We start from the raw sequence: 13637 nt of genomic DNA, 5'->3' as shown, positions 1-13637 counted from the left end.
ATGAATCGATTTCTGACATTATTTATTGCATCGCTATTTCCCGTTCTTCTTTTTGGGCAAAATAATTTTGATTCGCTGTTGGATGAATTAGATCAAACAGTAGGGGATTACCAATTGTATTCGAATAAAAAAGAGAATGAGATAAACAAACTCAAAGGACTGCTGCAATACACTGCTGCCGATCTTCAAAAATATGCCATTTACGGAAAATTGTATTCGGAATATAAATTATATCAGTCGGACTCGGCATTGATTTACGCCCGAAAGAGTTTTCAAATAGCCGAAAAATTAAAGGATGATAGAAAGCTAAATGATGCCCAATTAAATCTGGCTTCCATCATGGGAACATTAGGAATGTACAAGGAAGCAACCGACATCCTTAATACCATCAACATCAATACAACTCCCGATCTAAAAGGATATTATTTTACCGTGAACAGCGTGGTTTATGGGTATATGTCAGATTATGCGGCTTCACCCCAAGAAAAAGAAAAGTATGTTTTACTGACCAAGAAGTACCGTGACTCCTCCTTAAATTTTTATCCAACGCAATCAAGTGCCTATATTATGGCGAAATCCAGTACGCTTCTTGATGCTGGAAAACACAAGGAGATGCTGCATTTATTAGTAAACTATTTTCCAAATATTGCTCTTAATAGTCCTGACAAAGCTGTTATCGCCTATCTTATTTCGCAGGCGTATCGCGTAAAAAAAGATCCTATACAGGAGCAAAAATGGTTGACAATTTCTGCTATTTCTGATTTGCAATTAGCCAAAAAAGAATATATTTCGTTGCGTTCTTTGGCTTTTCTAATGTATGAAAACGGAGATATTGACCGTGCTTACAAATATATAAAACGTTCCCTCGAAGATGCCCTTTTTTGCAATGCGCGCTTAAGAACCTATGAAATATCTAAGATGATGCCCATCATCAACGAGGCGTATCAAAAACAAAATGAAACCAACCGGCTCCAATTAATTCTGTTTTTGATAAGTGCCAGTATCTTATCGGTGTTTTTGTTGGTGCTGCTTTTTTTACTTTTTAAGCAAATGAAGAAATTGTCCAAAGCGAAACAGGATTTAAGTTTGGCCAACACCAAGCTTTCTGAACTGAATACCGAATTAAATACTTTCAATGAAAAATTGAATGAGACCAATTATACGCTGACCGAAGCCAATCTTTTGAAGGAAATATACATTGGCCGTTACATGGACCAGTGTTCCGATTACATTGGCAAATTAGATGAATACCGTCGAAAATTGAATGTCATGGCGACTACCGGAAAAATGAACGACCTGATCAGTGCCGTAAAATCAAAACAGTTTATCGAAAAGGAACTTGCAGCGTTTTATACTACTTTCGACAAAACGTTTTTACAACTCTTTCCTAATTTTATCGAAGAGTTTAAAGCTTTGCTGGTTGATGATGAAGCAACACAATTGAAGGAAGGAGAACTGCTGAATACTGAATTAAGAATCTTTGCACTCATCCGTTTGGGCATCAAGGATAGCGCAAAAATTTCAATATTCCTCCGGTATTCGGTTTCTACAATTTACAATTACCGTTCACAACTCAAAAATAAAGCAGCGGGTCCACGTGAGGAATTTGAAGCAAAAGTAATGCGAATAGGAACTAGTTTAAAATAGAAAAAATCTATTTTTTAAGGCGGTCTTGCAGGTTAAAACAATCTGGGAGGCCTTTTTTTTATTATAAACACACTACTTTTTTTAAACAATAAATTTACATAATAAACAGTTATTCAGTATATTGCATATTAAAAACAGAAACATAATCTACTTTTTTAGAATGATGAAAATATGTAGCACATAAAGCGTTTACTTTTACTTTCTCGAAATTCGGAATTGGGATTAAAACTTTGAGTTTTTCAATAAATCGATTTCGTGAAAATCACATTCTATTACCAAACCTAAAAAATTAATTATTAAATTCTATTTAAAAAATGAAGCAATTTCTTTTTGCAGCCTTACTTTGGCTCGCTTTTTTTAACACTGCAAATGCACAGCAGTTAAAATCACCGAATGAAAAATTTGTAATGATCTTTTCATTACAAAATGACGGAACACCTAGTTACAGTTTAAATTACAAAGGCAAAGCGGTTGTGAAACCCAGTAAATTAGGTCTTGAGCTAAAAAATGATAAAAAATCATTGTTAAATGATTTTACTGTTATTGACACTATGACATCCACTTTTGATGAAAACTGGAAACCAGTTTGGGGAGAAGTTGCCTCAATTCGCAATCATTATAACGAATTGGCAGTAACCTTAAATCAAAAAGAAACCGACAGACAAATTGTTATTCGTTTTCGTTTGTTTGACGATGGTCTAGGATTCCGTTATGAGTTTCCTTCGCAAAAAAACCTTACTTATTTTGTAATCAAAGAAGAAAGAACCCAATTTGCAATGACAGGCGATCATACCGCTTTTTGGATTCCTGGTGATTATGATACCCAAGAATATGATTATACTACCTCAAAATTATCAGAAATTAGAGGACTTACTGAAAAAGCAACTACTGCAAATGTTTCTCAAAAGTCTTTTTCTACAACAGGAGTTCAGACTTCGCTTATGCTAAAAACAGGCGACGGATTGTATATCAATTTACACGAAGCAGCCTTAATCAATTATTCTTGTATGCATTTGAATCTGGATGATAAAAACATGGTATTCGAATCTTGGTTGACACCAGATGCAAAAGGAGATAAAGGATATATGCAGGCTCCAAGCCATTCGCCTTGGCGTACGATAATTGTTAATGATGACGCAAGAGAAATTCTGGCTTCAAAAATGACGTTAAACTTGAATGACCCTTGTAAAATTGAAGACACTTCATGGATAAAACCAGTTAAATATGTAGGTGTTTGGTGGGAAATGATTACTGGAAAAAGCTCATGGGCTTACACCGATGAATTCCCAACGGTACAACTTGGCGTTACTGATTTTGCAAAAGCAAAACCAAATGGCAAACATGGTGCTACTACCACCAATGTGAAAAAATATATCGATTTTGCCGCCAAAAACGGTTTTGATGCGGTTTTGGTCGAAGGTTGGAATGAAGGTTGGGAAGACTGGTTTGGACATTCAAAAGATTATGTTTTTGATTTTTTAACTCCTTACCCAGATTTTGATGTTAAAGGATTACATGAATATGCAAAATCAAAAGGAATCAAGATGATTATGCACCATGAAACTTCAGGATCAACTCGCAACTACGAGCGTTATATGGATAAAGCATACCAATTTATGAAAGACAATGGGTATGATGCGGTGAAAAGTGGGTATGTAGGGGATATTTTGCCAAGAGGCGAAAACCATTACAGCCAATGGATTGTCAATCATTATCAATATGCTGTCGAAAAAGCAGCAGAGTATAAAATCATGGTCAATGCGCACGAGGCTATTCGTCCAACTGGGATTTGTAGAACGTATCCAAATTTAATTGGTAACGAAGCCGCAAGAGGAACCGAATATCAAGCTTTTGGAGGTTCTAAACCAAACCACGTAACCGTATTGCCTTTTACCCGTTTAGTGGGTGGACCAATGGATTATACTCCGGGTATTTTTGAAATGGATTTAAGCAAAATCAATCCTGATAATAAATCACATGTCAACAGTACGATTGCGAATCAGCTGGCTTTATATGTAACCATGTACAGTCCGTTGCAGATGGCAGCCGATTTACCTGAAAATTATGACCGATTTGCAGATGCCTTTCAGTTTATCAAAGATGTAGCGGTAGATTGGACAGACAGTAAATACCTGGAAGCGGAACCAGGTCAATATGTTACCGTTGCGCGTAAAGCAAAAGTGACCAACAACTGGTTTATTGGGAATGTAAACGGAGATACTTCTCGTACTTCAAGGATCAAATTTGATTTCTTGGAAAAAGGAAAAACGTATGTAGCCACGATTTATGCAGATGCTAAGGATGCGCATTATAAAACAAATCCGCAAGCGTATACAATTCGTAAAATGACAGTGACCAACAAATCAAAACTAGCACAACTCAGCGCTCCAGGCGGAGGTTATGCCATTAGTATAGTTGAAACCAAAAAATAATTAAGTAAAAAGGCTGTCTTTTCAGACAGCCTTTTATTTTGGTTTTCGTTGAAAAAACCAAAGTGATTTAAACAATCAATTTCTAATTTATTGCAATAAGTTTAACTTCAAAAACAAGTACGGAACCACCAGGAATAGGACCACTACCACTACTTCCATATCCTAGGTGAGACGGTATTAAAAGAATACCGCTGCCTCCTACTTTAAAGTGAGGAATTCCCTCTGTCCAACCTTTTATTACTTGATTCAATCCAAAAGAAATTCCTTCCGCTTTACTTTCATCAAATACATTTCCGCTGGTAAAATAACCTTTGTACGCCACCGTTACATTAGACGTTGCGGTAGGTTGCGCACCGGTCCCAGCTTCATTAACCACATAATACAACCCTGAATCGCTTCTTTGAGCAGTTAAATGATTTTTGGCGATATAATCAACAATTTCTTTTTCGTTTTGAGCCGTATAATCAACCGGTTTAGATGCTCCACCATCTGATAAGCAAGAAACAAATAGTATAGAAACTAATGCTAATAAAATAGATTTCATAAATTTTAATTTAATTTGTAAGGCTGCAAATATATAAAATACACGTTATATAAATTAGGTTTTTCACTGCGATGTGATCAATATTATTTTCCAAAAATCTGCACATCATCCAACTGAAAAGCGCCATCCAAAGCCAGGTCTCTTCCTGAACCTATATATTTAAACGCTACATTAATTTTGCCTTTATAAGAAGATAAATCTATTGCACCACTTCCTATAAATTGATACCAAGGGGTTGCCTGTTTAGGTAATTTCGCCAAAATCGGAATCCAAGTCGCTGTAGCCACATTCAATCCGTCAAAATTAGTAGAAACATAAACTTCCAAAGAATTCAATTGGGAATCAACATCTAAGTGATGTTGGGCAGTTCTGAAAGTTAAGACTTCATTGATATGTTTGTCCATGTCTATTTTTGGAGAAATCAACCAAGCCACATTCGAAACTACCCTTGTGCCTGAAATATTAAATTCGGCGTAACCGTTTCCGGAATATACCGTCCCTTTCCAGGAAAGCGCTCCTTTTTGAACACTATTTGCCCAACCCGGAAGGCTCAAATTTGATTTATCTATCACCGTTTCAAAATCTTGAGAGAAAAAAGGAGCTACTCTGTTTCCTGTCATTACAACATCTTTTGCAGAGCGTGGTAATATTTGGTAATCAGTTCCATACTTTGTTAAAATCCCTCTTACTTTTCCACTCCCGTCGGGAACCAAATTACTGGAAAAATCAGCGAAACTGCTGGTTCTAAAATACACCTGATTCCCTAATTTATCCATCAAACCCCAATTGGTTGCGCCGCCCACATTATTGGTTTCCTCAAAATAATGGCGACCAATAGCATCCGCCGTAAACTGAACATCGGATAATTCGATCAAAGTATTCAGATTAGAATCATTCAATAAATCTTCCATTGAAATTGTCTTTACAAGAACTTCCTCCCTTAGCCTTGTACAAGAAGCATTCAGCACTTTTTTATAGTCATTTTGGGAAAGTCGCCCCACTCCGCCTTCATTGTATGAATTTACAAAAATGTTTCCTATCCGCATACCTCCAAATAAGATATCAGTGTACTGGTCTTTAAGTTTTAAATATACCTTATTACCCATTCTATAGTCAATATACAAGTTTGTTGCATCGACAGGAACACTAAAACCTACAGCTGGCTTTGTGGCTGTTGCCAAAGTTTGCAAGGAAATCGATTTGAAAAAATTACCTGATTCATCGCTGGAAACAACATACGCTTCTATAATGTCATCATACTTATATTGGGTTACTATTGCATTGGCATTTTCCCGAACTTCAGCAACGGTTCGGTTTACGGTTAAATCCGGTTGCGTACAACTTAGTTTCGGAATGTCAACGGCATCATTTACACAACTTGTAAAAAGGATGGCGATTACTATAGAAAAAAATAGGGAATTGAAAATTGGTTTCATAGATGACTATTTATTGTTAAAAATGATTTGTCTAAAATATACTGCATATAAATTTTAGAATATATTAATTGTCTGAATTTATAAATTGATGGAAAGATTGACGAAATAAGTCCTTCCGTACCCGTAAAAATATTTGTTGCCAAAAGATGGTGTTCCACTGGAAACATCCTGATTGCGTTGCCTAAAATTGGCATTTCTGGCCTGTTCATAACCGCCCGTTTTGTAAGTAACATCGAGCACATTATTGATGCTGACAAAAAGACCTACATACTTACCATAAATACGGCATGATTTTCCGCCAACTATATTTAACAATGTTGTTGGAGCAAATTTTTCCTGTTGCAATAATTCCTTGCCTCTTTCTTCTGTAGCTTCCGGAAAGGGAAATCCGCTGGCGGGATTGATAAAAAAGTGATCTGTTCTGGCAATGGGAGAAACATCAATATAACTATTTGTTAAATAATTTAGATTCACCCCAATCCACCAAAACTTAGGATCCCGATATTCAATTCCCAACGAATAGGCTTGTTGTGGCGAACCCGGTTGTTTGTAGTTTTTCAAAGCTGCGGTTCCAAAATCGAAAACAGGATTTGTGTTTTCTATTGAAGCTTCGGCATCATTTGTCACCATTACATTTGGATTGGTGTCATACGTATATTCTCCAAAACCCGCGGAAAAAGTGGTTTTCAATGTTGGGTTTATTTGGTACTCCAGACTTAATTCAGCACCCAGATTTTTCTTGTTCAAATGTGTTAGCGTCTGACTCACAAAAGCACTTGTGTTATTATATCCCGCACCATCATCAAAAATTCCTTCAGCGTAAAAGAAAGAAGTTTGCGTGGCATCTCTTATCAACGTATAAAAAGTGGTAAGTCTTCCTTTGAATCTTGGAGAACGATAGCTGTAACTCGCATCCAAACTGCTTATGTTTTCATTTTCCAAATCGTCAACAATCCTATTATTTAGACGGGAATTAGGGAATGTATTCCTGATTGTTGGGGCATTTGTCAAATGTGCTCCATTAAAAATTAACATTTGTCTCCCCGATATTTTATAGGTTAGTCCTCCTTTGAAACCAAAATTTTCGAATGTAGCTTTATCGCTTTTTCCAAAGGAATTGGTTTCGTAAATTCCATTTCTATACAATCCTTCCCTTTGATAATTGGTGCTTGAGAAACTTTGAGCCAAATAAAAATCGGCTTTATTGTACGAAAATTTGAATTGCGTAAAGGCATCGAGCGTATTGGCCACATAAATATAATTGTATCCGTATGCATCTCCAACCACCACTTGACGATTGGGATTATTCAAGTCAGATTGCGATTGGTTTCCGTTATAAAATCCATCAATGTCTTCAAAATAAGCACCTCCCAATAAATCTAAAAGCTTCTGATAATTGTGTGATTTCAAGTTTTTGAAAGATCCCCCAACATTCAAAATAACATTTTCAGTTAGCTGCGTATTGAATGTAGAAGTCGCCACCATTGTTTTATCATCGGTGCGATCTTCATACAAAACATAGTTGCTTTTGGTTGGTTCATAGCCCGAAATTATTCCGTTTGCATTTACAATCGGGGTTTGATTGGCTTGGTACATCGCGTTCCATTCCATTTGCTGATTGGCCATAAACAGTATTTTGCTTTTCTCTGCATTCTCTAAATCCGGTGTGAACTCCCCTGAAAATTCCCCGTTATCGGAATCGTAATGCGAGCTGTAATAACTGGGCAGTTTTCTATAATAGGTAGGGTCTGGACTATTCGCATTTTGATAATCGATGTTGCTGTTTCCAATTTTTCCAAATTGATACATCAGGCTGGTAGTTAGATTGGTTTTGTCGTTGACTTTAAAAAAATGGTTCAGCATTAAAATGGGTTCTTCGATGGTTTTCATTCTCGAATTTCTCTTATTCCCGTTTTGAAAACCCCAGTAGGAATTGTATTTTCCGTTGGTCAATTGGGTAACTTCGGTGGTATTTGGGGAATTTTTCCCTCGGGAATTTGGAGTATAAAAAGTAGTAAAATTTAAGGAATGATTCTCATTTAACTTCTTCTCCACACTTATAAAGGCAGAATTAGCATCGTAATTTGTTCCTTCAAAATAGCCTTCCTGCGCCCATCGCTTTCCTGCCGAAACTACAAATGCCCAGCCTTGTGCATTCATTCCGGAAGCATAGGTTCCCATCATACGCCAACTGTAATTAGTATTGGTTCCGGAAAATGAAATGCGGGTGCCGGGTCGGTAAATGGAAGCGCGGGTATTGATTTCCTGAGTCCCTAATATTCCTCCAAAGGTATAATCCGAAGGAGCGGTTCCTATGGAAAACTCTTGATTTCGGAGCGCATCGTTGAGTCCGCCCCAATCGCCCCATTGTGGTCTGCCATCGTACAATTTATTCATGGAAACGCCATTTATCATCATCGTGGAATGCTCACTATCCAACCCTCGAATCCTAAAACGGGCTTGTCCCCAATTGAAAGCCGCCGCTTGCTGAAAAGCATCTTTGGAGGATTGCAAAAGCCCGGAAGTACTTTCGGAGCCGCTGTTGTCGTCGCTTAAATCATTTTCGGAAAGTGCTATTAAACTGGTTTGCTCTTCTGAGGTTTGGTCTTCTTCTAATAGTATTGTGTCTAAATCGAGTATTTGCCCCGCTATGATTTCAACTGGAAATAAGGCGTCTTTATATCCTTGACTGTGAAATAAAACCAGTTGTTCACCTGCGGGAACCGTGTCAAATCTAAATTTCCCATCAACTGTTGTCAGCTGCATTAAATTCGTGTTTTGAATGGTGACTACAACATAAGGCAATGGTTGCTGCGTTTTGGAATCCATAACTTTTCCGGAAATCCCTGTTTTTTGTTGGGCAAAAGCTAAAGGTATTGAAACAAAAAAAAAGACAATAAGGGTAATTTTTTTCATAAGCATATTGAGGTCTTTTATGAGCGAATTAGAATATGCCAATGAATAAAAATTCTTTATTCTATTTCGACTTAACCAAATACGGTACTTTGAGAATCAACATTACGGATAATGATGATTTTTTTGAACAGCAGCGATTATTACTAAATAGAATAAAGAATAGAAAAATGGAAAAAATGTTTTTGGAAAGTGGTATTTTGAGACCGAATAAAATTCTGCTGAAAAATGTGGTATTAGAATTTTAAACTCAACTTAAATAGCGTACCATTTAAATTCTATGTTAAAAATAGGAAAAAAACTATTAAGTTGTTCTTTTTTTATAGAAAAAATCTTATATTTTTTTAAACCTCTGCAATGTGGAACTATTCTAAGAAATTAAAACGCAGTGAATAGCCCTGATGGCAGCAAGTATCCTTACTCTCGTTTTTTACGAAAAAAAGATACTGCGTACAGCGGGTGTGGGTACTCTTATAAAAACGGGATGTTGTGCTCCTAAAAAACTAGTCTTGAATTGCCTTGATTCTGGAAACCATCAGTGCAATGAAAAATCCAAAAATACCAATGAAAGCGAATGAAAATCGCAAACCAAATGCCTCGGCGATATAACCAATTATGGGTGGACCCATTAAAAACCCAAGGAAACTTACGCTGGAAACAGCTGTTAAGGCTTCGCCGGTTGGGATCGTTGGATGCTTGCCTGCAATGCTATAAAGAGTTGGTATAATAGTGGAAACTCCCAATCCTACAAACATAAAAGCGATTGTTGACGGAATTATGAATGGGAAGAATACGGCAGTAAATAAGCCAATAGAAATCATACAACCACTGATTTGCATTACTGTTTTTCGTCCAAATTTTTGAGTTAAACCATCCCCAAAAAAACGGCCACTTGCCATCATAATCATAAAAGAAGTATAGCCTAAAATTACTAATGGCCCAGGCGCTTTGACAATATCTTTGAAATAAACACCACTCCAATCAAACATAACACCTTCGCTGGCCATACAACAAAACCCAATGATTCCTAACATGACTAGAGATCTGTCTGGTTTTCTGAATCCTTTTTTCTTTTCGATTTGGATGGTTTCTTTGGCTTTAATTAAGAATTTGAAATTAAAAGCCATCAACAAAACTGCGATTGCCGCAACGATCAGAAAATGCGTATACGTATTGAGTTCCAGTGACAACATTCCCAAGCCGACTAAAGCCCCTGTAAATCCAGCTAAGCTCCACATCCCATGAAAAGAGGACATAATGGTTCTTTTAAAAAGCCCTTCTGTGTACACTCCTTGCGTATTTACGGATATGTTCGTTAAGTTTGCGAAAATTCCAAAGAAAAATAATCCAAGACCCAGTTGCCAAGCATTTTGGGCTAGTCCTAAAGTGGTCAAACTAAAGGCATACATTATAATAGAATAAGGGAGAATGCGATGGCTACCAAAACGAGTAACCAATTTTCCTGAAAAGGGCATCATGGCTAACTGTCCTAACGGAACGGCAAATAAAATGGTTCCCAAGTCGCCTTCACTAAGGTGTAATGCCGTTTTGATATCCGGGATTCGGCTTGCCCAAGTGGCAAAACACAAACCCATGCCAAAATAAAACATGGACACTGCCCAACGAATTCTGTTCAAATAAGAAACCTTAGCGTCTTTGTACGTTTTCTTGTATTTTCCCTTCGCTTTGAATCTGCCTAAAAAGTTTAAATCTATCAAAAGAATCAGTTTTAGAATTTCTTAGGTCAAAAGTACAAAAAGCAATCATTCATTATGTCGAAACAACACATTAACCAAGGAATATATCGTTATTGTTTATAAATTAGGCTAAAAAAGCATTCGTATTTAGAAGTTATTCGCCACAAATTTCTATTTAGGGACTAAAGGAATCCGTGTTTTCGTGTAATTCTATCTAACTCTTTTCAAATGTGTGGTTAAGAATTCAAAATAGTATTATGGTTTATAAAATCTGCTGAATCTGCAAAATCTGCGTGCTAAAAATTTTCACGCGGATTCAGCAGATTAATGTAGTAGAAAATTTATTTTTTTATCCTCTTTGATAAACCCATTTCATCACTGCGTATTTTCGGAGTTAGCAATTCTTTGTCAAAGTCCAACCACTTTCTTTAAATTTGTGGCAAAAATTTTTAAAGAACCATCATTCTGAACTACAAATCAATTACTCTCTTCTGTTCGCTACTTTTTATTGCGGCTTCAATGATTTGCATCACATGAATCCCATCCTGAGCAGTTACCGGCTCTGATGTATCATTTGAAATGGAATTGTAAACGCCATCAAAATAATCGTAATAATTGCCTTGAAGTGTTGGTACTTTGGCATTAAAGATGTCGTTCTCAATTTCAGTATGTAAAGTGCCTTCTTTACTCTCAGGCTCTTTTCCCCACGTGTCTAAATTTGGTTTTTTTTCAAGTTTTAAATCATCTTCCTGCACATCGCCTCGTGGTTTTAAGAAAGAACCTTTTTTCCCATGAATCATAAAAGACGGAACGGCTTCCCTTACAAAAAAACTAGCTTTTAATCGGACTCTAAAATCAGGATAATAAAGCAAAATATCCAGATAATCATCTACCAAAGAATGTTCTCGCGTGATTCTAATATCCGCAAAAACGGATTGGGGCAAACCAAATAAACACAAGGCCTGATCAATCAAATGCGGACCTAAATCCTTTAGAATTCCAGCCCCGGAATTGACCGTTTCTTTATGTGATTTTGGACTCAAAAGCGGATTGTAGCGATCAAAATGGAATTCGGCTTCCACAATATCTCCCAATTTCTTCTCCAAAATAATTTTTTGCACGGTTTTGAAATCGCTGTCCCACCTTCTGTTTTGGAAAACGGCTAGTTTCACTCCCCTTTCTTTTGCCAAAGCAGCTAATTCCTGCGCTTGGGCAACGGTGGTGGTAAATGCTTTTTCGACAATGGCATGTTTTCCCGCAAGCAATACTTTTTTGGCATATTCATAATGTGTATCCACTGGCGTATTTACAATTACCAAATCGACATCGTCTTCGAGTAAAGCTTCCATTGTGGCATAACTTTTAACTGAAGGATAATCCTCCCGTATCAGTTTTTTACTTCTTTCCCAAGAACCAATCAGTTCAAATCCTTCATGAAATGATATAAACGGAGCGTGGAATACTTTTCCTGACATTCCGTAGGAAAGCAAAGCAGTTCTTATTTTTTGCATGTGCTGTTTTTTTTAGTCGAACACGAATTTATAACTTTTAATTTTAAAAATCAGGGGAACTTATATTCCTTGTCTGGTTAAATTTTGAAACCCATAAGGAATCTAAGTTCATTGAAGAATTGGTTCTCGATACTTTTTTGTTCCGTTTCATTGCTCAAAAAACTACCATTGACGGTATTAATCACTCCAAAATATTATTTAATTTTTGCTCTTTCGTATTGTTTTGGCCATTGAATATCCGCCTGAAGTTCCTCGGCGAATTTCAATCCTAAATTAGGGTTTCTAAGCGATTCCCTTGCGAACAAAACCAAATCGGCTTTTCCGGATGCAATTATTTCTTCCGCTTGACCGGATGTTGTGATTAAACCTACGGCGCCTGTCAGTATTCCCGTTTCTTTTTTTATTGTTTCCGCAAAAGGAACTTGGTAATTGGGTCCCAACGGAATTTGTTGGTGTGACACCAATCCACCTGAAGAAACATCAATTAAATCCACTCCTTTTTCTTTTAGTATTTTCGAAAGCTGAACTGATTCTTCGATGTTCCAACCGCCTTCCGCCCAATCCGTAGCAGAAATTCTAACAAACAAAGGCAAATTTTGCGGCCATTCTGATTGTACTGCTTCCACAATATCTAACGTTAAACGAATTCGGTTTTCGAAACTTCCTCCATATTCATCCGTTCGAAAATTAGACAAAGGCGAAAGAAACTGATGTAATAAATAGCCGTGAGCCGCATGAATTTCCAATACTTGAAAACCAGCTTGAACGGCTCTTTTGGTAGTCGCTTTAAAATCGGAAATTACTTTTTCAATTCCCGATTTGTCTAATGCAATAGGCGTTTTTTCATTATCATGATAGGCGACCGCACTTGGCGCTACAGTATCCCAACCGCCTTGGGTTTCATCTAATTTTCTGCCTCCTTCCCAAGGCGCAGCGGCACTGGCTTTTCTTCCGGCATGCGCCAATTGAATTCCGGGAACTGAATTTTGACTCCTAATAAAACGATTAATCGCTTGCATTTTTTCGATTTGTTCATCTTTCCAAAGTCCCAAATCCCCGGGGGAAATTCTGCCTTCGGGGGAAACTGCAGTCGCTTCCTGAATAATTAATCCCGCTCCGCCACTGGCACGACTGCCCAAATGCACCAAATGCCAGTCATTAGCAAAACCGTCTGTTGCAGAATATTGGCACATGGGAGATATAACAATTCTATTTTTAAGCTTAATATTTTTTATTTGAAGTGGTGAAAATAATTTTGAAGACATATTATTGATTTTAATGTGTGTTTTTAAATGAAAATAACGGGAAAACCGTTTCATAAAAGTAAAGTTAAGGGACATAACCGAAAGTAAAAATTGTATTTTAATTAATTAACAAACATTTAAAACGGTATGGAACAATATTTGTAAATTAAACAAATAGAAAACCTTACTTTTGTACGTTGTAAAAGAACTAAA

9 protein-coding genes are annotated in these 13637 nt (G+C 36.9%); 3 read left to right on the top strand and 6 right to left on the bottom strand.

The window, feature by feature from the left end:
- Positions 1–1647, top strand: coding sequence for a DUF6377 domain-containing protein (locus tag ACM55M_RS02380; protein ID WP_416855881.1), 1647 nt, complete (start codon positions 1–3; stop codon positions 1645–1647).
- Between the two features lie 314 nt (positions 1648–1961).
- Positions 1962–4079: a glycoside hydrolase family 97 protein gene (locus ACM55M_RS02375; protein WP_416855880.1), complete on the top strand. Its 2118-nt coding sequence runs from the start codon at positions 1962–1964 to the stop codon at positions 4077–4079.
- A gap of 82 nt (positions 4080–4161) precedes the next feature.
- Here the strand turns inward: ACM55M_RS02375 and ACM55M_RS02370 are convergent, their stop codons facing one another.
- From ACM55M_RS02370 to ACM55M_RS02360, 3 genes are all read right to left on the bottom strand, one after another.
- Complete coding sequence (locus ACM55M_RS02370; protein WP_416855879.1) at positions 4162–4623, bottom strand: FKBP-type peptidyl-prolyl cis-trans isomerase; 462 nt, start codon at positions 4621–4623, stop codon at positions 4162–4164.
- An 83-nt stretch (positions 4624–4706) separates the two neighbouring features.
- Positions 4707–6059 carry a DUF5689 domain-containing protein gene (locus ACM55M_RS02365; protein ID WP_416855878.1) on the bottom strand — a complete coding sequence of 451 codons (1353 nt, stop codon included), beginning with the start codon at positions 6057–6059 and terminating at the stop codon, positions 4707–4709.
- A 78-nt stretch (positions 6060–6137) separates the two neighbouring features.
- Positions 6138–8975, bottom strand: coding sequence for a carboxypeptidase-like regulatory domain-containing protein (locus ACM55M_RS02360; RefSeq protein ID WP_416855877.1), 2838 nt, complete (start codon positions 8973–8975; stop codon positions 6138–6140).
- A gap of 41 nt (positions 8976–9016) precedes the next feature.
- Here ACM55M_RS02360 and ACM55M_RS02355 point away from each other — a divergent pair, with 41 nt between their 5' ends.
- A complete protein-coding gene (locus ACM55M_RS02355) occupies positions 9017–9220 on the top strand; it encodes a hypothetical protein (RefSeq protein ID WP_416855876.1) in 204 nt (67 codons plus the stop codon).
- Between the two features lie 255 nt (positions 9221–9475).
- Here the strand turns inward: ACM55M_RS02355 and ACM55M_RS02350 are convergent, their stop codons facing one another.
- The 3 genes from ACM55M_RS02350 to ACM55M_RS02340 all read right to left on the bottom strand — a co-directional run bounded on the left by ACM55M_RS02350 (position 9476) and on the right by ACM55M_RS02340 (position 13445).
- Positions 9476–10690: an MFS transporter gene (locus ACM55M_RS02350; protein WP_416855875.1), complete on the bottom strand. Its 1215-nt coding sequence runs from the start codon at positions 10688–10690 to the stop codon at positions 9476–9478.
- Positions 10691–11139: 449 nt separating this feature from the next.
- Positions 11140–12180 carry a Gfo/Idh/MocA family oxidoreductase gene (locus tag ACM55M_RS02345; RefSeq protein WP_416855874.1) on the bottom strand — a complete coding sequence of 347 codons (1041 nt, stop codon included), beginning with the start codon at positions 12178–12180 and terminating at the stop codon, positions 11140–11142.
- 194 nt (positions 12181–12374) lie between these two features.
- Positions 12375–13445 carry an NADH:flavin oxidoreductase/NADH oxidase gene (locus tag ACM55M_RS02340; protein WP_416856280.1) on the bottom strand — a complete coding sequence of 357 codons (1071 nt, stop codon included), beginning with the start codon at positions 13443–13445 and terminating at the stop codon, positions 12375–12377.
- Positions 13446–13637 lie beyond the last annotated feature (192 nt).

Origin of the sequence: Flavobacterium galactosi (genome assembly GCF_048158585.1) — a bacterium.
Taxonomy (GTDB): Bacteria; Bacteroidota; Bacteroidia; order Flavobacteriales; family Flavobacteriaceae; genus Flavobacterium; species Flavobacterium galactosi.
Note: the sequence above shows the minus strand (reverse complement) of the source record. Positions and strands in the feature narration are given on the sequence as shown.